This window comes from Xanthomonas albilineans (genome assembly GCF_002939705.1).
Lineage (GTDB): Bacteria > Pseudomonadota > Gammaproteobacteria > Xanthomonadales > Xanthomonadaceae > Xanthomonas_A > Xanthomonas_A albilineans.
The window spans coordinates 33,757-57,995 of the sequence record NZ_MDCB01000007.1 but is presented as its reverse complement, the minus strand read 5'-3'; the positions used below and the strand labels follow the sequence as shown (position 1 = coordinate 57,995).

At 63.0% G+C, this 24,239-nt stretch carries 18 protein-coding genes, 2 other RNA genes and 1 riboswitch; of the genes, 8 read left to right on the top strand and 12 right to left on the bottom strand.

Features of this window, described 5'->3' with window-relative positions:
- Positions 1 to 11: 11 nt before the first annotated feature.
- On the bottom strand, positions 12 to 2,492 hold the full coding sequence (locus tag XalbCFBP2523_RS08180; protein ID WP_045766057.1) for an acyl-CoA dehydrogenase: 2,481 nt from the start codon (positions 2,490 to 2,492) through the stop codon (positions 12 to 14).
- A gap of 399 nt (positions 2,493 to 2,891) precedes the next feature.
- Between XalbCFBP2523_RS08180 and XalbCFBP2523_RS08170 the strand changes: the two genes are divergently transcribed.
- On the top strand, positions 2,892 to 3,506 hold the full coding sequence (locus XalbCFBP2523_RS08170) for a TetR/AcrR family transcriptional regulator (protein ID WP_045766056.1): 615 nt from the start codon (positions 2,892 to 2,894) through the stop codon (positions 3,504 to 3,506).
- Positions 3,507 to 3,895: 389 nt separating this feature from the next.
- On the opposite strand, the gene XalbCFBP2523_RS08165 is transcribed toward XalbCFBP2523_RS08170, so the two are convergent.
- The 3 genes from XalbCFBP2523_RS08165 to hslO all read right to left on the bottom strand — a co-directional run bounded on the left by XalbCFBP2523_RS08165 (position 3,896) and on the right by hslO (position 8,918).
- The gene (locus XalbCFBP2523_RS08165) at positions 3,896 to 6,820 is read right to left on the bottom strand and encodes a TonB-dependent receptor domain-containing protein (protein ID WP_045766055.1); all 2,925 of its coding nucleotides are present in this window, start codon (positions 6,818 to 6,820) and stop codon (positions 3,896 to 3,898) included.
- A 229-nt stretch (positions 6,821 to 7,049) separates the two neighbouring features.
- Positions 7,050 to 7,910, bottom strand: a complete 861-nt coding sequence (locus XalbCFBP2523_RS08160; protein ID WP_045766780.1) for an XOO1806 family protein — start codon at positions 7,908 to 7,910, stop codon at positions 7,050 to 7,052.
- A 114-nt stretch (positions 7,911 to 8,024) separates the two neighbouring features.
- On the bottom strand, positions 8,025 to 8,918 hold the full coding sequence (gene hslO, locus XalbCFBP2523_RS08155; protein ID WP_045766779.1) for an Hsp33 family molecular chaperone HslO: 894 nt from the start codon (positions 8,916 to 8,918) through the stop codon (positions 8,025 to 8,027).
- An 81-nt stretch (positions 8,919 to 8,999) separates the two neighbouring features.
- Between hslO and mtgA the strand changes: the two genes are divergently transcribed.
- Positions 9,000 to 9,746 (top strand): monofunctional biosynthetic peptidoglycan transglycosylase, encoded by a 747-nt coding sequence (gene mtgA, locus XalbCFBP2523_RS08150; RefSeq protein ID WP_045766778.1) that lies wholly within the window; start codon positions 9,000 to 9,002, stop codon positions 9,744 to 9,746.
- Between the two features lie 3 nt (positions 9,747 to 9,749).
- Here the strand turns inward: mtgA and XalbCFBP2523_RS08145 are convergent.
- Positions 9,750 to 9,825, bottom strand: a non-coding RNA gene (locus tag XalbCFBP2523_RS08145) — sX9 sRNA.
- Positions 9,826 to 10,027: 202 nt separating this feature from the next.
- Between XalbCFBP2523_RS08145 and XalbCFBP2523_RS08140 the strand changes: the two genes are divergently transcribed.
- Positions 10,028 to 11,050, top strand: a complete 1,023-nt coding sequence (locus tag XalbCFBP2523_RS08140) for a glycosyltransferase family 2 protein (RefSeq protein ID WP_045766054.1) — start codon at positions 10,028 to 10,030, stop codon at positions 11,048 to 11,050.
- Positions 11,010 to 11,438: a CBS domain-containing protein gene (locus XalbCFBP2523_RS08135; RefSeq protein WP_045766053.1), complete on the top strand. Its 429-nt coding sequence runs from the start codon at positions 11,010 to 11,012 to the stop codon at positions 11,436 to 11,438. Before XalbCFBP2523_RS08140 ends, XalbCFBP2523_RS08135 begins: the two co-directional genes overlap by 41 nt.
- 204 nt (positions 11,439 to 11,642) lie before the next feature.
- Here the strand turns inward: XalbCFBP2523_RS08135 and trhA are convergent, their stop codons facing one another.
- The gene (trhA, locus tag XalbCFBP2523_RS08130; protein WP_045766052.1) at positions 11,643 to 12,314 is read right to left on the bottom strand and encodes a PAQR family membrane homeostasis protein TrhA; all 672 of its coding nucleotides are present in this window, start codon (positions 12,312 to 12,314) and stop codon (positions 11,643 to 11,645) included.
- A 179-nt stretch (positions 12,315 to 12,493) separates the two neighbouring features.
- Between trhA and XalbCFBP2523_RS08125 the strand changes: the two genes are divergently transcribed.
- Positions 12,494 to 12,568, top strand: a non-coding RNA gene (locus XalbCFBP2523_RS08125) — sX9 sRNA.
- A gap of 4 nt (positions 12,569 to 12,572) precedes the next feature.
- Here the strand turns inward: XalbCFBP2523_RS08125 and XalbCFBP2523_RS08120 are convergent.
- On the bottom strand, positions 12,573 to 14,177 hold the full coding sequence (locus XalbCFBP2523_RS08120; protein ID WP_045766051.1) for a peptide chain release factor 3: 1,605 nt from the start codon (positions 14,175 to 14,177) through the stop codon (positions 12,573 to 12,575).
- Positions 14,178 to 14,250: 73 nt separating this feature from the next.
- Positions 14,251 to 15,102 (bottom strand): M23 family metallopeptidase, encoded by an 852-nt coding sequence (locus tag XalbCFBP2523_RS08115; protein ID WP_045766050.1) that lies wholly within the window; start codon positions 15,100 to 15,102, stop codon positions 14,251 to 14,253.
- A gap of 152 nt (positions 15,103 to 15,254) precedes the next feature.
- A riboswitch (SAM riboswitch) is annotated at positions 15,255 to 15,373 on the top strand.
- A 16-nt stretch (positions 15,374 to 15,389) separates the two neighbouring features.
- Here XalbCFBP2523_RS08115 and metX point away from each other — a divergent pair.
- From metX to XalbCFBP2523_RS08100, 3 genes are read left to right on the top strand one after another with little or no spacing between them, the layout of a single operon-like run.
- Complete coding sequence (gene metX, locus XalbCFBP2523_RS08110) at positions 15,390 to 16,490, top strand: homoserine O-succinyltransferase MetX (RefSeq protein WP_187388409.1); 1,101 nt, start codon at positions 15,390 to 15,392, stop codon at positions 16,488 to 16,490.
- A complete protein-coding gene (locus tag XalbCFBP2523_RS08105) occupies positions 16,487 to 17,704 on the top strand; it encodes an O-succinylhomoserine (thiol)-lyase (protein WP_012916668.1) in 1,218 nt (405 codons plus the stop codon). The genes metX and XalbCFBP2523_RS08105 overlap by 4 nt, the downstream gene beginning before the upstream one ends.
- Positions 17,701 to 18,807 carry a homoserine dehydrogenase family protein gene (locus tag XalbCFBP2523_RS08100; protein ID WP_045766049.1) on the top strand — a complete coding sequence of 369 codons (1,107 nt, stop codon included), beginning with the start codon at positions 17,701 to 17,703 and terminating at the stop codon, positions 18,805 to 18,807. The genes XalbCFBP2523_RS08105 and XalbCFBP2523_RS08100 overlap by 4 nt, the downstream gene beginning before the upstream one ends.
- Before the next feature lie 30 nt (positions 18,808 to 18,837).
- Here the strand turns inward: XalbCFBP2523_RS08100 and XalbCFBP2523_RS08095 are convergent, their stop codons facing one another.
- The 4 genes from XalbCFBP2523_RS08095 to XalbCFBP2523_RS08080 all read right to left on the bottom strand — a co-directional run bounded on the left by XalbCFBP2523_RS08095 (position 18,838) and on the right by XalbCFBP2523_RS08080 (position 24,238).
- The gene (locus XalbCFBP2523_RS08095) at positions 18,838 to 20,211 is read right to left on the bottom strand and encodes a glycoside hydrolase family 18 protein (RefSeq protein WP_343251074.1); all 1,374 of its coding nucleotides are present in this window, start codon (positions 20,209 to 20,211) and stop codon (positions 18,838 to 18,840) included.
- Positions 20,212 to 20,421: 210 nt separating this feature from the next.
- Entirely contained in the window at positions 20,422 to 20,562 is a 141-nt protein-coding gene (locus XalbCFBP2523_RS16565) for a hypothetical protein (RefSeq protein WP_158250777.1), read from the bottom strand.
- 133 nt (positions 20,563 to 20,695) lie between these two features.
- Complete coding sequence (locus XalbCFBP2523_RS08085) at positions 20,696 to 20,920, bottom strand: transposase (RefSeq protein ID WP_230597176.1); 225 nt, start codon at positions 20,918 to 20,920, stop codon at positions 20,696 to 20,698.
- A 108-nt stretch (positions 20,921 to 21,028) separates the two neighbouring features.
- On the bottom strand, positions 21,029 to 24,238 hold the full coding sequence (locus tag XalbCFBP2523_RS08080; protein ID WP_230599106.1) for a ligand-binding sensor domain-containing diguanylate cyclase: 3,210 nt from the start codon (positions 24,236 to 24,238) through the stop codon (positions 21,029 to 21,031).
- Between the last annotated feature and the right edge of the window lies 1 nt (position 24,239).

Sequence of the window (24,239 nt, the reverse complement as noted above, 5' to 3'; positions counted from 1 at the left end):
GCTGCGCAGGATCAGGCCGCTTCGCGCGAGTGGTCGTTACCGCTGCTCATCCGGTTGGAATAACTAGCCGAGCGGAGTTCGTTGGTGTCGAAGTCGTCGACGCTGATCGTGTCCATGGTGATGTCGCGCAGTTCCTCTAGCTGATGGCGCTCATCGAGCGTGAGCATGCCTTCGCGGACTGCTTCGTCCAGTTGCGAGGTAAAGTCCAGGGCCTGGATTTTCTTGCTCTTGAGTGCTTTCAGGAACTTGCGTTCCACCGGCTCGGCTAGCACGGCCTTGGTCAGGTAGCTGGCGATGCGGCCACCGGGGTTGTTCTCGCAGGGGGTCAGGAACACGTCTTGGCCCAGGCGATCGCGTGCTTCGTTCGGGGTCATCAGCAGCGCGGCGACGCGGTGGCCCAGGCGGTCGCCCGGCGCTTCGGCGCGACGGCCCCAGGGGAAGATCAACGCCCACATCAGCCAGCCGACCGGACGAATCGGGAAGTTGCGCAGTGCCGCCGACAGGGCCAGTTCGATCTTGTGTACGCTGTCGTGGAAGGCCCACGCCAGCAGCGGCTGGTCGCTCGCCGGCGCGCCATCGTCGTGATAGCGCTTGAGCATGGCGCTGGTCATGTAGATGTGGCTGAGGACGTCGCCGAGGCGTCCGGACAGCGATTCCTTGAATTTCAACTTGCCGCCGAGCATCAGCATCGACACGTCGGCCATCAACGCCAGGTTTGCCGAATACCGGTCCAGTTTGCGGAAAAAACGCCGGGTGTAGGCGTCGCCGGGGGCGGCGCCGATGCGCGCAGCGGTCAGGCCGAACCACAGCGAACGTACCGCATTGGAGAGGGCGAAGCCGATATGGCCGAACAGGCTGCGGTCGAACGCGTCGATGCCTGCGTTGTGGTCGGGATTGCTTGCGGCCTTCATCTCCTTCATCACCCAGGGATGGCACAGGATTGCGCCCTGACCGAAGATCAGCAGGCTGCGGGTCATGATGTTGGCGCCCTCCACGGTGATCGCGATCGGCGCGCCCTGCCAGGCGCGCCCGGCGAAGTTGCGCGGGCCGAGGATGATGCCCTTGCCGCCAATCACATCCATCACGTCGCTGATTACCTCGCGGCTCATCGTGGTGCAGTGGTACTTGGCGATCGCCGACGGCACCGACGGTACGTCGCCGCGATCCACCGCCGCCGCGGTGGCCTGTGCCAATGCGCTGATCGCGTAGGCTTTGCCGCCGATCCGCGCCAGCGCCTCTTCCACGCCCTCGAAGCGGCCGACCGACAAGCCGAACTGCTTACGGATGCGCGCGTACGTGCCGGTGACCACCGCGCCGAATTTGACCCCGCCGCTGGCAGTGGAGGGCAGGGTGATCGAGCGGCCCACGGCTAGACACTCGTTGAGCATGTTCCAGCCCTTGCCGACCATGTCCACGCCGCCGATCAGTTGGCTCAGCGGGATGAAGACCTCGCGGCCGTGGATCGGGCCGTTCTGGAACGGTGAGTTCAGTGGGAAATGGCGGCGTCCGATCTCCACTCCCGGGGTCTCGCGCGGCAACAACGCCAAGGTGATGCCGACGTCCTGGGTATCGCCGATCAGGCCATCCGGGTCGTACAGGCGAAACGCCAGGCCGATCAGCGTCGCGACCGGTGCCAGAGTGATGTAGCGCTTGTCGAAGGTCAGCTTGACGCCGAGCACATTGGCGCCGCTCCACTCGCCCTTGCAGACGATGCCGTAGTCGGGAATCGACGTGGCGTCCGAGCCGGCGAATGGGCCGGTGAGGCCAAAACACGGTACTTCCTGGCCTACCGCCAGGCGTGGCAGGTAATAGTCCTTCTGTTCCTTGGAACCGTAATGCACCAGCAATTCGCCTGGGCCCAGCGAATTGGGCACGCCGACGGTCGAACTGACCACGCTTGATGCGGAAGTAATCTTCTGGATCACCTTGTGGTGGGCGAGTGCGGAGAAACCCAGGCCGCCGTAAGCCTTGGGAATGATCATGCCGAAGAACTTGTGTTCTTTGATGAAGTTCCACAACTCCGGTGGCAAATCGGCATGGACGTGGGTGATCTCCCAGTCGTTGATCATCCGGCACAGTTCTTCCACCGGGCCATCTAGGAACGCTTGCTCTTCTGCGCTGAGCTGCGGCTTGGGATAGTTGAGCAGCTTCTGCCAGTCCGGATCGCCGGTGAACAGTTCGCCTTCGAAACCGACCGAGCCGGTTTCCAGGGCGATGCGTTCGGTCTGCGACAGCGGCGGCAACACCTTGCGGAATACATTCAACAAGGGCGTGGTCAGCAGCGGTTTGCGTACGAACGGCAGCAGCAGCGGAACCGCCACCAGCCCCAGCAATACCGCCGCGACGATGGTGGCGACGTGACTGGCGCCGAGTAGCCAACAGGCGACCAGTAAGGTCGCACTCGATGCGGCCCAGAGCGCGAGCCGCATGCGGTGATAGGCGGCAAAGGCGCCTGCCAGCAACAACACGAGAAAGGGAGTGGCGATGCTCATGGATGTGCTCCGGTAATGGACTCGGTAACGGCGGACGGTGCGCCGGCGCTGGCTGGTGACAGGGCGTGGAGAAAGTGCAGCACAGCCGTGATCAAGCTGGTGTTGGTGGCCCGGCCATGGAGGGGCAGGTTGCGGCCGTGCGCAGACAGAGAGCTGCCCGCCTTGCCTGCGACCATGGTGATCGTGGTCAGTCCCCCGGACCTGGCGTCATCAAGCCTGCTGTGAGCGCGGTGCGGGAACGTGGCCGTCGATGAGTCCATACTTAATCGTATGGATTTCCCGTCGGTGATGTCAATACCCTCTGGTATGGGGACGAAAAGCCAGCGCCGCCGGGCATGTGTGCGCTGCTTGTCCAAGCGACATCCTGCAACTAACCCGCCCGTATGGTTAAATCCGCTGATGAATACTGTGCCTGCCCCTTCTTCCGACGATGGCCCTGTACCACCCAGCGGTAGCCGCAATAGCCGGCTCAGCGCTGAAGACTGGGCCCAGGCGGCGCTGGACTTGATCGCCGAGCAGGGCGTGAATGCGGTGGCGGTTGAGCCGCTGGCGCGACGTTTGGGGGTGACCAAGGGCAGCTTCTACTGGCATTTCCCCTCGCGTGATGCGCTGTTGCAAGCGGCGTTGGAGCGCTGGGAGCTGGTCGAGCAGCAACATGTTTTCGGTAGCCTGGAGGAGGTGGCGGATCCGCGCACGCGTTTGCGTGCCCTGTTCCAGCTGGTGGCGCACGAGGTCAAGCCGCACATTATCTACAGCGAGTTGCTTAAAGTGCTCGATCACCCTGCGGTGCGGCCGATCATCGACCGGGTTTCGCAGCGGCGCATGGACTACCTGATCGCCTCGTTCCGCCAAGCTGGACTCAGTCGCACCGATGCCCAGCACCGTGCGCGGCTTGCTTATGCCGCCTATGTCGGCTTTCTACAACTTTCCTTGCAATTGCATCAGCCCAAGCAGGCGCGCGATGAATTCGAGGCCTACGTCGAGCACGTCATCGTGACGCTGATTCCTGGCTGATTCGTGGTGAGCGGCAAGCGAGTGTTCGGGCCTTGCCCGCAACAAGGCTGAGTCTTGTCTGCTGTGGAAAACCGCAAGAACACGCTTTGGATCGATAAGCGTCGAGACCGGCGCGTTCGTGTATGCGCCTAGGGCCATTCTGGCCGTGTGTGTTTGCACAAGGCCAATTCGTTTCATGTTCGCGACGAAGCGCGATCATGGAGTGATGCGTCGCGTATCGATCGCACCCTATCGCTTCTGCTGTGTCCATTCTGAAGAACTGGACACAGGCGGGGGGCGTAGCTGTGCCGCGTCTCTCGTAACGTGCGGGATTTCTGCCGCGCGCAGATACAAAAAACAACGGCCCCTTGCGGAGCCGTTGTGGTGACGCATCGGTGATCGCGAGGCGATCAGAAGCGCTGCTGGTACTTCATGTAGATGAAACGACCGATGTCGTAGCCGCCGTAGTACGAGTAGCCGGAACTCGGCGCCGAGTACGATGGGGCGGCATAGTGATCGAACACGTTGTTGGCACCGACCGCGACGGTGGCATTCCACGGGGTGTTGTAGCTGACCTGCAGGTCGTGGAAGGTGTTGGCACCGATGCGGTTGACCGGGTAGGTCGCGCCCTGGTACTCCGGAGCGGTGAAGTTCGGATTGCTGCAACGATCATCGAAGAAGCAGCGTTCCTTGGCGCCGGAGTAGTAACGCGTGCTCCAGGTGACCGCCCAGTCGTTCATCTGCCAGGTCAGGCTCAAGTTCGAACGCACCCGGAAGTAGCTGCCGCCCGAGTTCTGGTAGCCGTTCTGCTGGCTCGGCGGATTGCCCGAGTTATCCTGCTTCAGCTCGTTCTTGGACACGTAGGTACTCTGCCACATGGTGGTGAAGTTGCCGAACGCGGTGTCGAAATGGTAGCTGAGGTCAAGATCGTAGCCCTCTGTGTCCTGGTAACCGGCGTTGCGCAGCCCGAAGGACAGTGAGGTGATGTTGCCGGCTGCATTGCGCGTGAAGCCCGTGCAACGCGAGGCAATGCCACGCAGGTAGCAGTCTTCCAGCAAGGTGCTCGGGTCATCGCTGACGATGGTGTTATTGATGCGGATCTTCCACCAGTCCAGCGAGGCGTTCAGGCCGCTGACGAACTCCGGGCTCCATACCAGACCCAGGGTCTTGGCGGTCGAAGTCTCCGGTTTCAGTGTCGGCGTGGAGCCGGATAGGAACGGAACGTTGCTCTGCTCGCCGGGGCCCGGCGCCGGGGCCGTACCGGAGGCGTTGAGCTGACGGAAGCCCGCCGGCACCGCCGCCGCGCAGCGCGCATTGCCCGCCGCCGTGCCGAACTTGGTATCGCAGGGGTCGGTGTAGTTCTCGAAGCTCTGCGACAGGCCACCGTACAAGTCGGCGATGGTCGGCGCGCGGAAGCCCTGCGACCAGGTGCCGCGGAACATCAGCGAATCGATAGGCTTCCACTTGAAGCCGAATTTGCTGTTCACGGTATTGCCGAAATTGTTGTAGTCGGAGTAACGGCTAGCCAGCGACAGACTCAGCTCCTTGGCGAACGCTATGTCGGCCAGCAACGGTACCTGGAACTCGGCATAGACTTCGTTCAGGCTGTACTTGCCGCGGGTTGGGCCGCTTGCCAGGTTGGTGGAGATGCCCGCTTGCGCCATCGCATCCGGAGAGAAGTAGCCGCTTTCCTGGCGATGTTCGGCACCCAGCGCCATGGCCAGATCGCCCGCCGGCAGGCTGAAGAGGCTGCCGCTGATGTTGGCGAAGAAGTTCTTCGTCTCGGTCTTCGACACGGCCTGACCGTTTTGGTACAGGAATTTCTGTACGTTCGGGTCGCCAAGGCTGTTAGGCGAGTTGTAGCCGAGCGGAATCAACGGATTCCACGGTGTGCAGTTGCCTGCGGAGCTGCCCAGGGAGATGGGATTGCTCGCGCTTCCGCACTGAGCCACGCCATTGGCATTGATGAAAGACGGACCGGTTGCTTGGCTCACCGCAAGGGTGTTCAAGTTGCCCGTGGTGATTTGCACGCCCTTGTTCTGGTTGTACAGATAGCCTGCGTCCCAATCCCAGAACTTGCTTTCGCCCAGCTCGAAGGTGCCGCTGAAGGCGCCGGTGAAGCGGTAGGTGGAGAGGTTGTTGCGCACTTCGCGCGGCACTTCCCAGCCACGGCGCACGTATTGGATGGCTTGCGGGGCGGCGCCCGGGGGCAGGCCGCCGGTGGCATCGTTGCCGACCGGATTGAACACGCTATTGGCCGACAGACCGCCCTGGGTGAGGGCGAAATCGGTACTCTTGAACGGATAGCCTGCGTTCTGCGCGAACGAATCGCGATCGGTGTAGAGGAGGCTGGTGTCGAAGTGGACGTTCTCGGAGAAGTTGAACGTGCCGTTCATGAACGCCGATTTGCGCTTGATGCCGCTGTAAACGGTCGAGGCCAGCGCCGGATTGGAGACATCGGAGCTGTTCAGTGCCCGGTAGCTGTTGATGTTTGCCGGATCCAGGCCGGGGGTGTCGCGGCGCAGGGTGCGGGTTTCCTTGCCGGCGCTGTCCGTGTAGGTGAAACGGCCATACTGCGTGGTGCCGGACAGGCCTCCCTGGCGCGGGGCGGACTTCTCGCCGGTCGGGAAGCGGTCGCGGCTGAACCAGCGGTTGCGCGCCCATACCGGATCTTCCTGGGTGTATTCGACGCCGGCGGTCAGCGAGCCACGATCGCTGCTGCTGCCCATCATGAAGTCGTAGACTTGGCGCTGGCCGTCGCCCTTGCCGTACTGACCAATGTAGGCACCGGCTTCGGCGCCGTCGAAATGCTTGCGGGTGATGATGTTGATCACGCCGGCGATGGCGTCTGAACCGTAGATCGAGGAGGCGCCGTCCTTCAGCACTTCGATGCGCTCGACGGCCACAGCGGGAATCGAAGACACGTCCTGCAGGCCGCCGTTGGTGGTGCCCAGGCGCTTGCCATCGACCAGCACCAGCGTGCGTGCGGCGCCGAGGTTGCGTAGATCGATGTAGTAACCGCCGACGTTCTCACCGTTGGCGAGGGGTGAGGTGCGGCTGATTGTTGGAGAACCGGCGGTGGGAATGTTCTGCAGGATGTCGGCGACGGACTTGAAACCTTGCTTCTCGATCTGGTCGCGACTGATCAGCATCACCGGTTGCGCGGTCTCGGTGTCGACCTGACGGATGCGCGAGCCGGTGATTTCAATGCGATCCAGGGTGGTGGCGCCGGCACTGCCCGCGTCTTGAGCGATGGCCGCACCTGCCGTGCCGCCAGCTCCCACGACCAGTGCGAGCACGACTGCGTCGCGCAGTTGGTTGGTCTTGCAATTCATTTATCTCTCTCCAAATGAGAATTGGGGCATAGCCCGAGGTATGCCTGTCGGCCGAATCGAAAGGGCGACCCCAAAGAGCCGTCAGGGTGCCGGGATGGTAGCCCGGTTGGAGGAAGAATTAAAGTACCGTTAAAAAATCACTTATTTAAAGTGAATTCGTACTTTGTCCGCTCGCTGTGCAATAGATCAGGTGCGACCGCTTGACCCATGTGTCGCGGATGGTGGTGTGCTACAGATCCTGCTCGTACCGCACGTAGGGGATGGTGCCCTCTTCGGTGCTGATGTTGTTCGGGGCGAAGGGGTTCTTGCCGCGGGTGATGACGTTCTCTGCGCCAACGGTGAGCTGTCCACTCCACGGAGTGCGCCAGGTCAGTCCGACCCCCAGGCCCGACCACTTGCCCGGCTGGCCCGGGGCGTCGACGACGCGACCGATGATGTTGGCGCTGAAGGAGCGGTAGCCACCACCTATGCTCAGGCTCTTGCTGTCCCACTGATCGACCAGGGCGGGCGAAGCGTCGGCGATCGGCACCAGGCGCGCGCGGGCATAGGTACCGCCAATGGAGACGAAGCCTTCGCGGCCGATGTTCTGCTGGGCGAACACGGTCAGATCGTTTTGCTCCATGCGCATCGACGGCGTTTTGTTGGCGCCTGCCAGCCATGCCGGGAGGTTCTCGCGTCCGCTGCCGGCGGACAGCGACAGGCGCCCACCGGGACGATTGAAAGAGGTGGTGGCGGCAACGTGGTGGCCGATTGCGCCATCCTCGTCGCCCAGGCTGGCGAGCATGCAGTGGCTGGCCAGTCCGCTGATGCTGCTGCCGCTGGCGCTATTGCATAGTAGGCCGAGCGAGTCGCCGGAGGACAGCCCAAACGCCGCATCCAGCGAGTTGCCACCGAAGTGCCAGCGCGCGCCGACGGCTTGTTCGCCGGTTGGCTCAAGGTATAACAGCGCCTCGACCTTGCCGCTGCCCTTGTTCCAGATCGGCAGCACGGTGTGATCGTTGGGGTTGCCGGCTTTACTCTGCGCGTGCGCGCCCGTCATCGCCGACAAGGCGATCAGTAGGGCTAGCGGCAGGCGCAAGAATGCTCGCATCAGATCTTTGATACTCATGGAGGGAACGAAAGTTCCCGCCTGGCGGGTGGATAATGGTAGTTGATTTATGTTTATTTAACAAGTTGAGTGTCCGGTTCCCGACGCGCCTTCCAGTTACTGCATGCGCTCCGATGACGGGAGTTCAGCCTGCGTTATGGCAAACAATACGCCGAATTCTGCCAGTGGAAAATCGTAGCGGTGTCCGCAGAATTCGCAGCGGATCTCGACCTGCCCCGTCGCCTCGGCTGCGGCACGCGCCTCTGCTTCGCCCAGTGAGCGGAGCATTGCCGCGACCCGCTCGCGCGAGCAGGAGCAGCCGAAGCGCAGTGGGCGGGTTCCGAGCAATTGCGGTGTCTCTTCGTGGAAGAGTCGATGCAGCAGGATGTCCGCCGGGGTGATGAGCAGTTCTGCTGCGGCGAGGGTCTCGAACAGGGCGCCGACGCGGTTCCAGCCGTCGGCGTCGCCGGCATCGCCGGGCAGTTTCTGTAGCAGCAGACCTGCCGCCTGGGGTCCGTCGGCGGCCAGAATCAGCCGGGTCGGCAATTGCTCCGACTGGCGGAAGTAGTCCTCTAGCGCCTCGTCCAGTTCGGCCGACGACAAGGCTACCAGACTCTGGTAACGCTGCGGTTCGCGCGGGTCCAGGCCGGGGTTCTCGATGGTGATCGCCAGTAGGGCATCGTCCCCGAGCGTGCGTAGGTCGCGCGGGGCATCCAGTCCCTCGTCCAACTGGGCAATGCCGCGTAGGGTGCCGGCGGCGGTGCATTCGGCGAACAGAGTGCGTAGCGCGCCTTGGCTGCGGAGTTGCACCGATAGGCGCCCATCGACCTTGGTGTGGCCGGTGAACAGGGCGGCGGCGACACAGGCTTCGCCGAGCAGTTCGGTCGCAGCAGCCGGATAGTGCGCCGGTGCCTGGATCTCGCGCCAGGTGTCCTGCAAGCGCACATGTACGCCACGCACGCCGGCATGGGGCAGCAGGAAGCGGGTCAGGCGATCGTCGGAAGAATGCATTGCGGCCTCGCTGGGCATGGGAAGATGGTGATCGCTAGAGAATGGATCATCGCGGTGGACCAGATCGAAGAACGCATTGCAATGGGGGCGACACGGCATGAAGCAAGTGCCATGCCGGCGCGCAGATCGCTTGCGCGACGTTCGTTGCGCGGGTTGTTGTTGTTGCCGTTGATTTTCGGATTGGTGAGTGTCTCGCAAGTGCTGGCACTGCGCTTCGTGGATCCGCCGCTCTCGGCGATGATGCTGGAGCGTCAGGTTGGCGCCTGGGGCAGCGGCGAGTGGTCGTTCCGTATCGCCTATCGCTGGCGCGATAGCGCGCAGATCGCGCCCAGCTTGCCGATCTCGCTGGTGGCGGCGGAGGATCAGCGCTTTCCCCGCCACCATGGCTTCGACCTGGAGGCGATCGAGAAGGCGCGCGACCACAATGCGCGCGGCGGGCGCCTGCGCGGCGCCAGCACGATCAGTCAGCAGGTGGCCAAGAATCTGTTCCTTTGGTCTGGCCGCAGTTGGCTGCGCAAAGGGCTGGAGGCCTGGTATACGGTGCTGATCGAAGCGCTGTGGTCGAAGCAGCGGATTTTGGAGGTCTACGCCAATGTCGCCGAGTTCGGCGACGGGGTGTACGGCGCGCAGGCGGCGGCCAGTCGCTTCTGGGGCAAGGACGCGGCGCAACTGACACCGACGCAGAGTGCATTGTTGGCTGCCGTGTTGCCTGCACCGCAGCGCTATGACGCCGCGCGACCTGGGGCGTATGTGCAGCGCCGCGCCGACTGGATTGAACGCCAGGCTCGACAATTGGGTGGCCCAGCTTACCTCCTACAGGCGCCTTAGAGTGGCCAACAAAACGTCGCGAGTTGCTGTCGGGCAGGCGCGGACAGCGCGCAGGAACCGCAGTATGCAGGTTGCATATGAGGATCTCGAGCCACTGTCTGCACCCGCCCGGCGGCGCTGCAGTCGTTTGGGTGGTTGTTAGCGACTCATTGCGCGCGTGATGCGGGTGGCTCGGGGGCGTTTGATGTCGGCGCTGCGGCGCTGATGTTGGATTCTGCGTTCATCGTCCGAAGCGCGCGGGATCGCTGGTGCAGTCATGCCATCCTTCGTACCATTCGCCGATGGAACCCGAACGTCTCACCGTTGTCGTCACTGCGTTCAACGAGGCGCAGACTCTACCGCTGTTGCAGCCGCGCATCCTCGCCGCGCTCGATGGACTGGAGGGATTGCAAGGCCGCGTGCTGTATGTGGACGACGGTAGCCGCGATGCGACCTGGGACACGATCCTGGCGCTGACCGAGTCCGATCCGCGGATCGGGGCGCTGCGCTTGTCGCGCAATTTTGGCAAGGAATTGGCCTTGACCGCTGGGTTGGATTTCGTCGAGCGTGGCGCGGCGGTGTTGCTGGATGCCGATGGACAGGATCCGCCGGAATTGATCGGGCAGTTCGTCGCGCACTGGCGTGCCGGCTACGACGACATCTACGGCACGCGCATCCTGCGCGAGGGCGAAAGCTGGCTCAAACGCGGCACTGCTGCGTTGTTCTATCGGGTGATCGGGCGCCTGTCGAAGACGCCGATCCCCGCCGACACCGGCGATTTCCGCCTGCTGTCGCCGCGTGCGCTGGCTGCGCTGCGGCAGTTGCGCGAGCGCCACCGTTTCATGAAGGGGCTGTTCGGCTGGGTCGGCTTCCGCCGTCTAGCGGTGCCGTACCGGCGCGCGCCGCGTCTGGCCGGGCGCAGCAAATTCAGCTTGTGGCGGCTGTGGAATTTCGCCCTGGACGGCATCACTGGTTTCTCCACTGCGCCATTGCGGGTGGCGACGTATCTGGGTCTGGTGACTGCCGTCGCCGCATTTGCCTATGGAGCGGTCGTGGTGGGCAAGGCCGCGCTATGGGGCGATCGGGTTGCCGGCTGGCCGACGATGATGGCGGTGATTCTGTTCCTGGGCGGTGTGCAACTGATCGCCTTGGGGCTGATCGGCGAGTATCTCGGTCGCTTGTACGAGGAGTCCAAACAACGTCCGCTGTATCTGGTCGATACATGGCGTGCGCCCGGCAAAGGAGTATGCTCTGACCCGCGATCCAGCGAACCGGGAGGCAGCGATGCGTACGGTACGGCATGTGTTGAGCGAGAAGGGCGGTGAGATCCACGCGATTGCACCGGATGCGGCGGTGATCGAGGCGTTGCGCTTGATGGCCGACAAGGGCATCGGTGCGGTGCTGGTGATGCAGGACGGGCATCTGGCCGGGATCCTGTCCGAGCGCGACTACGCGCGCAAGGTGGTGTTGCAGGAGCGCTCTTCGGCGACCACGCCGGTGCGCGACATCATGAGCGACAAGGTCCACACCGTGGATCCGGCGCAGAGCGTGCAGCAGTGTATGGAACTGATGACCGGGCGCCGCATCCGCCACTTGCCGGTGGTGGAGGCAGGCACGGTGATCGGGTTGATCTCGATCGGCGATCTGGTCAAGGCGGTGATTGAAGAACAACGCCAGGAACTGGATCAGTTGCAGCGCTATATCGCCAGTTGAGTTGCCTGTCTGTTGGGAATTCGGGATTCGGAAAGGCAACTGTGCGGTCTCGCGCAGGTGTTTCAGGTTTTTGTCTTTCCGCGTTCCTGAGCTATGTGCAGCGGCTATGCGCAGCATGGATCCCGGTAAAGTGTCGCGCTATCCGTGAAGCGCGGTCGCTTGGGCGGTGCCATGTGCAGAGCGCGAAATGCCGTCGCGGCGACCTCAGAGCACTTGCCCGGTCACCGCGACGAAATGGCAGACGCTGCCTGCGAGGACGAACAGGTGCCAGATCGCGTGGAAGTAACGCACGGTGTCGCGTTGATAGAAATAGGTGCCCAGGGTGTAGAACAGGCCGCCGGCCACTAGCCAGCACACTGTCCGGGTATCGATCGCGCGCAACAGTGGCTCGATCGCGACCACGATCAGCCAGCCCATGGCGATGTACAGGAAGGTCGAGAGCAGACGGAAGCGCCCGGTGAAGAACAGCTTGAAGATCACTCCGGCCACGGCGATGCTCCAGATCGCCGCGAACAAGCCCCAACCCCATGGGCCGCGTAGTCCGATCAGGGTGAACGGGGTGTAGGTGCCGGCAATCAGCAGGTAGATCGCGCAATGGTCGAAGATCTGCAGGCGCGCCTTGGCACCGGGATGCGAGATGGCGTGGTACAGAGTGGATGCCACGTACAGCAACAGCAACGTCACGCTGAACACGATGGCAGTGGCCAGTTGCCAGCCATCGCCGTAGATTGACGCGAGGGTGATCAGTACCGAGCCGCCGGCCAGCGCCGCGATTGCGCCCAATCCGTGAGTCAGCGTGCTGGCGAGTTCGTCGCGCCAGTCTGTTGAGGGGGACGCATCTGCGTGTGTGGAGGCGGGCGAGTGATCTGCGTCCATGGCAACATACGTTAACGCAATTGCGAGTGGCTCGCATCCATCGTGGTGCAACATGGCGCCGCTGGTTGTGCGTGCGCTCAGTTGTCGTCATGTTTCGCCGCGTTTGAGCGGTTTAGAGTAGCTGATGAAACGACTGCTTCACCGCCGGACGGGCGCGGGCAGTGTTCGGAATCCTCATGATGTACCCCTGTAGACTGCGGTTCCTGTGCGCCGTCCGCGCTCATCCGACAGCGACTCGCAACGTGTTGTTAGCCACTCTTAGTCCAGCACCATGCTGTGCGCGTGTTCGCGGGTGGCGGCGAAGCGCACGTCCGGCGCGCGTTCCTGCGCCAGTTGCAGATTGACTCTGCTCGGGGCCAGGTAGACCAATTCGCCAGCGGCGTCGATGCCGAGGTTCATCGCGTTCTTCTCGCGGAATTCCTCCAGTTTCTTGGCATTGTCGCAATGCACCCAGCGCGCGGTGACCACGCCGACCGGCTCGAAGCTGGCGTCCACACCGTATTCGTCCTTGAGCCGGTAGGCGACCACATCGAATTGCAGGGTGCCGACCGCGCCGAGGATCAGGTCGTTGCTCATCAGGGGGCGGAAGAACTGCGTGGCACCTTCCTCGGATAACTGTGCCAACCCTTTCTGCAATTGTTTGAGTTTGAGCGGATCGCGCAGCCGCGCGCGGCGGAACAGTTCCGGCGCGAAATTGGGAATGCCGGTGAACGATAGGGCCTCGCCCTCGGTGAAGGTGTCGCCGATGGAAATGGTGCCATGGTTGTGAATGCCGATGACGTCGCCGGGATAGGCTTCGGCGGCGATCTCGCGGTCGCTGGCCATGAAGGTCAGCGCATTGGCCAGTTTCACTTCCTTGCCGGTGCGCACGTGCAGGGTTTTCATCCCGGCGCCGAAACGGCCAGAACAGATGCGCATGAATGCGACCCGGTCGCGGTGTTGCGGGTCCATGTTGGCCTGGATCTTGAACACGAAGCCGCTCAGCTTGTCTTCGTCGGCCCGCACCTGGCGGCCGGTGGTGGCGCGTGGCTGCGGCGGCGGCGCATGTTCGGCGAAGAAGTCCAGCAACGGCTGCACGCCGAAGTTGTTGACGCCCGAGCCGAAGAACACAGGCGTCTGCTTGCCGGCGCGATAGGCGTCCAGGTCGAATGCATGGCTGGCGCCTTGCACCAGTTCCAGTTCCTCGCGCAGTTCGGCCAGCATCTGTTCGCCGATTGTCTCGGTCAAGCCGGGCGCGTCCAGCGACGGGAAGATGGTCGAGTCCTGGCGGGTGAAGTTGCGACCCTGCTCGTACAGATGCACTTCGCCGCTGATCAGATGCACGACGCCCTTGAGTCGTTGACCCATGCCGATCGGCCAGGTCACCGGCGCGCACTGGATGCCGAGCACGGTCTCTACTTCATCGAGCAGGTCGATCGGGTCTTTGCCCTCACGGTCGAGCTTGTTGATGAAGGTCATGATCGGCGTGTCGCGCAGCCGGCACACTTCCATTAGCTTGATAGTGCGTTCTTCCACGCCCTTGGCCACGTCGATCACCATCAGCGCCGAATCCACCGCGGTGAGCACGCGGTAGGTGTCCTCGCCGAAGTCGGCGTGGCCGGGCGTGTCGAGCAGGTTGATGATCTTGCCTTCGTAGGGGAACTGCATCACCGACGAGGTCACCGAGATGCCGCGTTCCTTTTCCAGCGCCATCCAGTCCGAAGTGGCGTGGCGTGCGGCTTTGCGGCCCTTGACCGAGCCGGCCATCTGGATCGCCCCGCCGAACAGCAAAAGTTTTTCGGTCAGCGTGGTCTTGCCGGCGTCGGGATGGGAAATGATGGCGAAGGTGCGGCGACGCGCGGTTTCGGTGGCGACTTCGGACATGGGTAGCACGCCCGACGGGCGTCATCGGAAACTGGAAAGCCGGCAATTATAGCGGGCTTGTCTGCCGGTCCGTTCAGTTGTCGTGCCGGACTCTGTGCGGATCGGGATGGGCGAAGTGCAGTTCGCCGAGCGGACCCGCCATGCGGAACAGTACCGATTCCAGGCGCAGGCCACGATTGAGCTGCACCGCGAAGTGCAGGTGCGGTGCGGTCGTCAGGCCGGTGTTGCCGGACAGGCCGAGCCGCTCGCCGCGCTGTACGCTCTGTCCAACCCGAACCTGCACGCCGCCGGCGGCCAGGTGGGCGTAGAGCGCCATGCTCCCGTCCGCATGCACGATACGCACCAGGTTGGCTGCGTGCCCCAGGCGTGCGACATCGGTGCCGGACTCGCGAAAGTCGTCGCGGATTTCCATCACCACGCCCTCGCGCGCGGCCAGGATCGGGGTGCCTTCGGGCAGCGCGAAGTCCAGTGCGTAGGCGTTGGCCGGATCGTGGTGGCTGAAGGTGCCGCCAAAGCCCTGATCGATGCGGACTGGCACGTCCTTGAAAGGCAATTGGTAGAGGACAGGCTCGGCGTGAGCGTGCGGCGAACCGGGGGTCGCCTCGATGCGCAGGTCCGCGCTGGAACCGCTGGCGTCGGTATCGCCGTCGAGCGGATACAGGCAGCTCGCCAGGCGGCGTTCGCCCGCCGCCAGTTCGATGTCGCGCGGCATTGCCGGGACGGCCTTGAATCCGGTGACGTCGCCGTATAGCCGGATCTGCACGGGCCCCCCCAGCGGATTGCCCAGCCAGATTTCACGCAGGCCGTTGCGGCGAGGGGTGACCGTCAGCCAGGTTGGGGCCGCGTGCGCGACCGGGTGGGGCGCGTTCCAACGCAGTAGTGTTTGCCCGCACGTGCTGGACGCAAGCGTCAGCAGCCAGACCATTGCAAGCCAGCGGTGTGAGTGGTGTCGGCGCACGTGGAGCGGTGCTTGGTCAGGAATTCGGAGTGATGGTCGATACGGGGAATTGGAGCATTCATTATCGCTTCATCCGAATAAAGCGATTGACATTACCCAAGGGCGCTGGCATTGTAGCCTCACCATCGAGACCGGCGGAGGGACAGGCCCTTTGATGCCGGGGCAGCCAGCGGGCGCGTAAGCGCTCGTGTCGGTGCCAAATCCTGCGGGGATCCACGCGTCCGCCGAAAGATGGTTCGATCCATGCCCTCTGCATGGCGAACGCGAGCTCCGCGAAGCTCGATGGCCGTTCCTCACTGGATACCGCCGTGCAACTCGTGAATACGTCCCATCGCTCTACCCCCGTCGCCGCGCCTCACGACCGCTACCCTGCATCGGCGGCGCCGGTCGATGGTGTGCGCGTCATGCGTGGCGAGATCGCGGTGGCGCTGCCGCTGCGCCATGCGGGTGTGCAATTGTTGCGCTTGCGCTATGAGTTGAGCGGCCCGGCCAGCGCGCCGGTGGTGTTCGTGGCCGGCGGCATTTCCGCGCATCGGCATCTCGCCGCCAATGCCACGTTTCCCGAGAAGGGGTGGGCGGAGGATTTGGTCGCGCCGGGACGCGCGCTGGACCCAAGCCAGTTGCGGTTGCTGGCGTTCGATTTCGTCGGCGCCGACGGTAGCCTGGACGCACCGATCGACAGCGCCGACCAGGCCGACGCGATCGCCGCATTGTTGGATGCCTTGGACATCGTCCAACTGCATGGCTTCGTCGGTTATTCCTACGGTGCCCTGGTCGGCCTGCAATTGGCGGTGCGCCATCCGCAGCGCCTGCGCAAGCTGGTTGCGGTCAGTGGGGCACATCGCGCGCATCCGTATGCCGCTGCATGGCGCGCGTTGCAGCGCCGCGCGGTGGCGCTGGGTCAATTGCAGTGCGCCGAACACCATGGACTGTCGTTGGCGCGGCAGTTCGCGATGCTCAGCTATCGCACGCCCGAAGAATTCGGCGAACGCTTCGATGCGGCGCCGGAAGTGATCAATGGCCGCGTGCGCGTCGCCGCCGAGGATTACCTGGATGCCGCTGGCGCGCAGTACGTGGCGCGCACCCAGGTCAACGCCTATCTGCGCCTGTCCGAATCGATCGACCTGCATCGCATTGATCCGAGCGCCGTTGCCGTGCCCACCGTGGTGGTCGCGGTCGAGGGCGACCGCCTTGTGCCGTTGTCCGATCTGGTGACCCTGGTCGAAGGGTTGGGGCCGCGCGGCAGTCTGCGCGTGCTGCGTTCGCCTTACGGACACGATGCATTTCTGAAAGAAACCGATCGCATCGACGCGATCCTCGCCACCGCCCTTCGCCCCACCGGAGCTGCCGCATGAGTACCGCCCACGACACCGACCTGCCTTGTAGCACCGCCACCGCCGCGGTGCGTGCTGGCATCGACCGCGACACTGCTTATGGTGCCGTGACCCCGCCCATCGTGTTGTCGTCGAATTTCAGCTTCGATGGCTTTGGCAACAAGCGCCAGTACGATTACACGCGCAGCGGCAACCCAACCCGCGACCTGCTCGGCGAAGCGTTGGCGGAGCTGGAAGGCGGTGCCGGCGGCGTGGTCACCGCTACCGGCATGGGCGCGATCAATCTGGTGCTCAACGCGCTGCTGCAGCCGGGCGACACGTTGGTGGTGCCGCACGATGCCTACGGCGGCAGCTGGCGGCTGTTCGATGCGCTGGCGAAGAAGGGCCACTTCGTTCTGATTACCGTCGATTTGACCGATCCGCGCGCCTTGGCCGAGGCGTTGGCGCAATCGCCACGGCTGGTGATGATCGAGACCCCGTCCAATCCGCTGCTGCGCATCACCGATCTGCGTTTCGTCATCGACGCCGCGCACAAGGCTGGTGCGTTGGTGGTGGTCGACAACACCTTCCTGTCCCCGGCGCTGCAGAAGCCGATCGCTTTCGGTGCCGACCTGGTGGTTCATTCCACCACCAAGTACGTCAATGGCCATAGCGATGTGGTCGGTGGTGCGGTGATCGCCGCCGATGCCGAATTGCATAAGCAACTGGCATGGTGGGCGAACGCACTGGGCCTGACCGGTTCGCCGTTCGATGCGTTCTTGACCCTGCGCGGCCTGCGCACGTTGGATGCGCGCTTGCGCGTGCACCAGGAGAATGCGCAGGCGGTGGTGGAACTGCTGCAGACGCACCCGGCGGTGCGGCAGGTGTACTACCCAGGCATTCCCACGCATCCCGGCCATGCCATCGCGGCGCGTCAGCAACAGGGCTTCGGTGCGATGATCAGCTTCGAGTTGGCTGGCGCTGAGCCCGAGGTCCGCGCCTTCGTCGACGGACTGCGTTATTTCACCCTGGCCGAATCGCTGGGCGGGGTGGAAAGCCTAATTGCCCATCCAGCGTCGATGACGCATGCGGCGATGACGCCGGAAGCGCGGACCAACGCCGGTATTTCCGATGGCCTGTTGCGTTTGTCGGTGGGCATCGAGTCCAGCGCCGACCTGCTGGCCGACCTGCAAGCGGGTCTGGAGCGTGCGCAGCATGCCAGCGAGGCGGTGTCGCGCAAACGGATTGACGCGTGAGCAACGCGCTGGCCGATGCGTGTCCGTTGCCGGTGGCGCACGCCGCAGTGGCGCCACCGCGGCTGGGCTTGCTAGGGACTGGCACCGTCGGTCGCGCCTTCGTCGCGCGCTATCAGGTGCTGCAGCCGCGTCGTGCCGATCTGCCTGCGTTGGCCTGGTTGGCCAATTCGCGCACAGTGATCGAATGCGCGCACGCGCACGCGCACGCGCCGGCGCAGGCCCTTGCCCGCGCCAATGCCGCCACACGCGGTGTGGCGGCGGTGGTCTTGCCGGAGGATCTGCGCCACGGCGATATCGTGGTCGATGCCACGGCCAGCGAGGCAGTGGCGCAGCGCCATCCCGAATGGTTGCAGCGCGGCGTGCATGTCGTCACCACCAACAAGCTTGGGCAAGGTGCGGCGCTGGCCCGTGCCGAGCAGATCCATGCCGCAAGGCACGCCACAGGCGCGCACTACGGCGACAGCGCCACGGTCGGCGCTGGGTTGCCGCTGCTCAATAGCCTGCGTGCGCTGGCCGCTGGCGGCGATCACATCCATGCTGTGGAAGGTGTGTTGTCCGGTTCACTGGCGTGGTTACTGAACCACTACGACGGTAGTCGCGCGTTTTCCGAATGTGTGCGCGAGGCGATGGCCGCCGGCTATACCGAACCGGACCCACGCGATGACCTGTCCGGTGAGGACGTGCGGCGCAAACTGCTGATCCTGGCGCGGGTTGCCGGAGTGCCGCTGTGCGTCGATCAGGTGCAGGTTGAATCGCTGCTGCCGGCCGCGTTGGCGGTTGCGCCGCGCGCGAACCTGGATGCCGCACTGGCGGTCCTGGACGCACCGTTGGCGACGCGTCTAGCGCAAGCGCGGTCGCGTCGCGCCTGTCTGCGTTTCGTTGGTCGTTTCGATGCGCATGGTGCGTCGGTGGGGCTGCGTGAACTGCCGTTGTCGCATCCACTGGCCAGCGGCACCGGCACCGACAATCGCGTTGCTATCCACAGCGATCGTTATCGGCAACAGCCTTTGCTGATCCAGGGGCCGGGCGCGGGCGCCGAGGTGACCGCGGCGGCATTGCTCGACGATGTGCTGCGGATTGTGATGTCCGAAAGGTGGCGCTGACCAGTCGCAGCGCCACCGCAGGCTTCAGCCTCAGTGCAATCCTTCGTACAACGCATTGAGGAGGCCGCCTTGTTCGTCGTCTCCGCTCAACTCCCAGAAGAATGCCCCGCCTAGCCCTAACGCTTTGACGTAGCCGCCCTTGATGTTAGCCATTGCCGGGTCGTCGTAGCTCCAGAAGGTGGAATTGACTTTATCGTATTTCCAGTGGGCGAAGGCGTGGTGGTCGTAATAATCGTTGCCGGCGTGTGTTTTCAACACGTTGTATTTTGATACGCCGGCATTGTTGCCCGCCTGATAGAGGCCATTGTTGATATTGGCGACGTCTTTCCAGCCCTGCCCGTAGAAACCGATGCCAAGATTGAGCTTATGCGCAGGAACCCCGCGCTTGAGGAATGCCAATATCGCGTCGGTGCTGTTGTAATAGCGCTTATCGCCGGTTGAGGGGTCGAACGGCGAGTGGAACAGCGCGGAGTGATGGTTGGTGGTCGCGTCTGATGATCCACCGTGGAAGTCGTAGGTCATCACGTCGATGTAGTCCAGGTAGCGTTGATACACGCCCGGATCGGTGACTCGGATCTTGTCGATGCCAGCGCCTGCATCCACGGCCAACAACAGCCCAGGACGTACCGCGTCAAGCTGGCGGCGGAATTCTGCGATCAGCCCGGTGTAGTTCGCCCGATCTTCGGGGGTGCCGCAGGTCAGTCCGCATACGACCGGGAATTCCCAGTCGAGGACAAAGCCGTCGAACACGCCAAGCGCCGCGCCCGGCCCACCTGCGCCATCAACGACGGGCAGGTTGCCGCGGATGTAGGCATCAATGCATGAAGCGACGAAGGCTTGACGGTTTTCCGGACGCGCCGCGCTGGCGAAGCCGCTTGACCAACTCCAGCCGCCAAGTGCCATTACCACTTTGAGATGGGGATACATTGCCTTGAGTTTTCGCAACTGGTTCCAATTGCCGCGCAGCGGCTGTGTATCGGTGTCGGCGACACCATCCACGCTTTGCGCTGCATTGACGTTGCGAGTGTAGTCGGCATAGGCGTCGCCGCCTGCACCTGTGCTCGGATCGCTGGCTTGGTTGACGCCGACTTCGCAAAGATTGTTGCGCACGTTGCCGAATGCGTAGTGCAGATGGGTCAGGCGCTGTGCCGCGCCGCTGGTCGCGATGTCGCGGACCTGATAGTTGCTACCGTAGATGCTCCACTGGGTGAAGTAGCCAACCAGCCGCGGGCTTTGGGCGTTGGCCGCTGCGGCATGCGTACAGGTAGTGAAGAGAACGAGCAGAACGAGGCTGTAATGCAGGTATCTCAGGGGGGCGCGTATGAAAGAGTGCATGAGAGATTTCCTTACTCGATTGATATGGCGAGGTTGGTGCATGCTCTGGATATAATCATGAAGTGTCACTCTGGTTGCTGGAATCGAGAATTTCCATGCGGGGCGCATTTAATTGTGATTCGAATCACGCCCATTTTTTAATTGTCTACATAAATTTCTTTATGTGCGCTGTTAAATTCTTCAGGTACGTGTTAATTCGCCTTTTCCCGTAGGCGTGAGGATCTGCGAGTGGTTGCCTTCAATCACGTTTGTGTAATGAACCACCAGTTTCTACTCAGGTCATGCGATTAATGTAGCGGCATAGACTGCATTCTGGTTCATCTCTTCAGCGACTGATGCGGGCGCTGCTGGTTGTAGAATTGATTGGCCGTAATATGCGGTGCGGCGTGCCACGCCGAACCAGCGGCACAGCTTGGTCATCGGCACACTCCCCCCCTTCTGCCTGTAGCCCTGCTGGACCCAGCGCATCAACTCTCGTCCTTCACTAGCAGGGAAGCCATTTTTTCGCGGCGGATCTCCAGTATGGCCTCGCTGTGGGCCTCCTGCTGGTCCTTCAGTTGCCACTTGTACTGCTCGCCCACGTCCTCGGGTTTGGCGCGTAAGGCATTCTCATGACGCGTTTACCGTCCTCGAACCGACTCTCGATCTCCACTGGCGTCAGATCAAACTGGCGGTTGGCGGCCACCATGCTCGTCTTGCCCTGGATGATCTCAAGGACCAGCGCCGACTTGCGTCGGGCTGTCCACCGCTTGATCTCTTCTTCCATCATTTCGCTCATCGGTGTCTCCTTCGAGAAAGTCACACCTGAGCAGGATTTCAGTTGGCCATTACAGATCTGTGCAGGTGCGATGGCCCGGTGCGCAACGTATCGTGCATCCGTGTAACTTCAAGGGGTGTCGCTGCAGTTGTTGTGGACGAGGGTCAGGCAGGTGTGATGCGACATACGTTCTGATGGCTCCTGCAGCGCCGCCAGGACCTGTTCGGCTTGGGTGCCGGGCAGCGGTCGGTACGCTGCCCAGCCGTTGCGGCCTCTGGCTTTGGCTTGGTATAGCGCGCGATCGGCTAAAACCAGCAGTTGTTCCCAGCCGAGTTGATTGTCCGGATCGTGCACGAACGGGAATTCGGCCATCCCGATCGAACAGGTGACCCGCCCCTGATTGCCGTGGTCGAACACGAACGGATGCGCGGCGATCGCATTGCACAATCGCTCGGCCGCAACGGTCAGGTTCTCGTGTGGGGCCGAGCGCATGACCAGCAGAAATTCCTCGCCGCCCCAGCGCACCACGTGGTCGCTCTTGCGGGTCAGCTTTATCAGTAACTGCGCCATCTGTTGCAGGATGGCGTCGCCAGTGTGGTGCCCGCTGTTGTCATTGATTGCCTTGAAATGGTCGATGTCGATCAACGCGAACAGCATGCCTGGGCATGCCGGGGACGATGCCATGTCTTGATCGTCGTCGGCCATGCGTCGGTACAGGGCGATGTCGCTGGAAATGTGCAGGGACAGGTAGCGGCGGTTGCGCAATTGGGTCAGTTCGTCGGTGAAGCTGGCTTCCTGCAGGCGCTGATTGGCTTCCTGAAGCGCTTTTGTGCGCTCGCGCATCTGTTGTTCCAGTGTCTCGCGCTGACGTCGATTGTGCAGCCGCGCCAACTGTATGGTGAGCAAGACCAGCCCAAGCTCGCCCAGTCCCAGTAACAGCTTGAAATACGGTGTTTCCTGCAAACGTGGCTGAATCCGCAACGGCAATCGCGCCGGTGCCACCGCCCACACGCCGCTATTGTTGCGGGCGGTGACTTCGAAAAGGTAATTGCCGCCGGGTAAATTAGTATAGGTTGCCACGCGCTGGCGGATGTCGTCGGGCGAATGCCAGCGGGTGTCGTAGCCGAGTAGCCGGTAGCGCAATTCGATGCTTTCCGGGACCTGAAACGAGGCGGCGGTGAATTCGAAATCCAGATCGCGCGCTTGTTTCGGCAGGGGTGTGGGCAGTGCCTGCGGGTTCAACCACTGTCCTAGTACGCGCAATCGCTCCACCACCGGCAGTGGCGCTACCGGATTTTTGACGATGCCGGTGGTGTTCATGGCCACCACGCCATCGCGGCTGGGCAGCCACAGCGTGCCGCCTTCGATGAACCCCTTGCCATTACCGATACCATTGCAGCACATCCCGCGCATGCCGCCATGGCGCTGCGCGCGTTCGGTGATCATCCATTCGGCTTGTAATGCTACGGATGGCGTGGCGGCGTGTTGCAGCAGATTGTTCAGGTACAGGCGGTAGATGCCGCGCAGCCCGGCAACCCAGACATTGCCTTGAGGGTCGTCGGTGATGAAGAACGGGGCATTCGCCGGCAGTCCATCGGTTTCGTCGAGCATGCTCCAACGCTTGCCGTCGAATAGCCACAATTCCTCGGACAGTGTGCCGACCAGCCATTGCCCGCCAGGTAACTCGTGGATCGCGGTGATATCGGCGTTGGCGAGCGCGCAGTCGGGCGTTGCGAGTGCGACCAGGCGTTCGCCGCGCAATTCGTACAACCCGGCTTGCGAGCCCACCAGCAAGCGTCCGTCGCGGGTTTCGTGAAGCAGGCGGATGCGGGCGTCGCGCAGGCCGTCGCCGATCCCGTAGCGGCGCAGATGCTTGCCATCACTGCGGAACAAACCATCGTCGCTGGCGAACCATAGACGTTGCGCGTGATCGCGCACGATGCCGCTGATCTGCAGTTCGTGCAGGGGCGCCAGCAGCCGCGGTTGACTGAGTTGTCCGTTGCGGTAAAGGGCGATCCCGCGACGTGTACCGATCCACAGTTGGCCTGGTTCGGTGAGTAAGGTATAGGGCGCGTCGGTCGGCAACTGATCCATGCGCAGAACCTGTTGGTAGTGCCCATCGCGCAATCGTGATAGGCCACTGCCGGTCCCGACCCACATCGATCCATCGGAATCGCGCGCCAGGGTCCACACCAGTGGGTCATTCAAGCCTTGGGGCACGCTGTAGCGCCGGGTCAAACCGTTCCACAGGCGGCTGATGCCGTTCCAGTTGCTGCCCAGCCACAGGTTGCGTTCGCGATCTTCGAAGATTGCGCTGGTGGCGGCGTTCTGACTGGTTTCGTTATTGCGCTCGACGACCTTGCCATTGCGCACGCGTAACAGCGAGCCAGACAGACCAACCCAAAGATTGCCGTCGCTGTCCTCGAACAGGGCATGCACCGCACGTCGGGTCAGACTGGCGTCGTCAGCCAGTCGCTGCCAGCTTCCGGCGTGGAGATACAGCAGGCCGTTGCGGGTACCGACCCACACTCGCCCTTGCGCTTCCAGCAGTTGCTGCACTGGCGCATCGCGCATGTCCTGCGGCAGCGGCAGCGGCAGCGGCGTTGCGCTATCCGCGCCGAGGCGAAGGACCGCGCCGCGCGTGCCGACCCAGAGTTGGTGTCCATGTGGCAGTAGCGCATACGCGCCGCTAGCGATGTGATAACGCAGGCGCAGGCGTTCGCCTTCGACCGCGTAAACGCCGTTCTGCGCGGCGACCAGCACCGTACCGTCGGTATCCACGGTGATCGCTTCGATGTTGAGCAGCGGCGCCTGCGGGTCTTGCGGCAACACATTGGAGAAATGACCATCGCGATACCGTGCCAGCCCGCGGTAGGTGCCGATCCACAGTGTGCCGCTGGCGTCCATGCGTAAGGCCTGGATCAATGTGCCTGGCAGGTGGGCCGGCGCTTTGTCGTTGAACGAGGTCATGCGCACGCCGTCGAAACGCGTCAGCCCGCTCATCGTGCCGATCCACAGATAGCGTTGTCGATCCTGTGCAAATGCCTGGATGCTCACTTGCGGCAGCCCCTGGTCCAAGCCCCAGGTGTCGCGTGCGTAGTGATTGAACTGCTTGTCCGCTTCCAACGCTGTGGCGTCTGGGGCGTAGCCATTGCACGCTCCCAGGAGCATGACCAGCCCTAGCGCGCGGCTGTGCCAGCGAGCATGGTGGAAAGGCCGCAACATTCCACTGCCCCAGTGACGTCGCGTGCTCGTACCGATCTGCCGTACCGCATGACGCGTGATTTGTCCGGCGACAACACGGATGGTGGTATAGGCGATGGCCATCGTCGGCAGCATC

Bases quoted from the DNA above. Each gene is read 5' to 3' on its own strand.
- XalbCFBP2523_RS08180 (WP_045766057.1), bottom strand. From the start codon at position 2,492: ATGAGCATCGCCACTCCCTTTCTCGTGTTGTTGCTGGCAGGCGCCTTT.
- XalbCFBP2523_RS08170 (WP_045766056.1), top strand. From the start codon at position 2,892: ATGAATACTGTGCCTGCCCCTTCTTCCGACGATGGCCCTGTACCACCC.
- XalbCFBP2523_RS08165 (WP_045766055.1), bottom strand. From the start codon at position 6,820: ATGAATTGCAAGACCAACCAACTGCGCGACGCAGTCGTGCTCGCACTG.
- XalbCFBP2523_RS08160 (WP_045766780.1), bottom strand. From the start codon at position 7,910: ATGCGAGCATTCTTGCGCCTGCCGCTAGCCCTACTGATCGCCTTGTCG.
- hslO (WP_045766779.1), bottom strand. From the start codon at position 8,918: ATGCATTCTTCCGACGATCGCCTGACCCGCTTCCTGCTGCCCCATGCC.
- mtgA (WP_045766778.1), top strand. From the start codon at position 9,000: ATGGGGGCGACACGGCATGAAGCAAGTGCCATGCCGGCGCGCAGATCG.
- XalbCFBP2523_RS08140 (WP_045766054.1), top strand. From the start codon at position 10,028: ATGGAACCCGAACGTCTCACCGTTGTCGTCACTGCGTTCAACGAGGCG.
- XalbCFBP2523_RS08135 (WP_045766053.1), top strand. From the start codon at position 11,010: ATGCGTACGGTACGGCATGTGTTGAGCGAGAAGGGCGGTGAGATCCAC.
- trhA (WP_045766052.1), bottom strand. From the start codon at position 12,314: ATGGACGCAGATCACTCGCCCGCCTCCACACACGCAGATGCGTCCCCC.
- XalbCFBP2523_RS08120 (WP_045766051.1), bottom strand. From the start codon at position 14,177: ATGTCCGAAGTCGCCACCGAAACCGCGCGTCGCCGCACCTTCGCCATC.
- XalbCFBP2523_RS08115 (WP_045766050.1), bottom strand. From the start codon at position 15,102: ATGGTCTGGCTGCTGACGCTTGCGTCCAGCACGTGCGGGCAAACACTA.
- metX (WP_187388409.1), top strand. From the start codon at position 15,390: ATGGCGAACGCGAGCTCCGCGAAGCTCGATGGCCGTTCCTCACTGGAT.
- XalbCFBP2523_RS08105 (WP_012916668.1), top strand. From the start codon at position 16,487: ATGAGTACCGCCCACGACACCGACCTGCCTTGTAGCACCGCCACCGCC.
- XalbCFBP2523_RS16565 (WP_158250777.1), bottom strand. From the start codon at position 20,562: ATGACCAAGCTGTGCCGCTGGTTCGGCGTGGCACGCCGCACCGCATAT.
- XalbCFBP2523_RS08085 (WP_230597176.1), bottom strand. From the start codon at position 20,920: ATGAGCGAAATGATGGAAGAAGAGATCAAGCGGTGGACAGCCCGACGC.
- XalbCFBP2523_RS08080 (WP_230599106.1), bottom strand. From the start codon at position 24,238: ATGCTGCCGACGATGGCCATCGCCTATACCACCATCCGTGTTGTCGCC.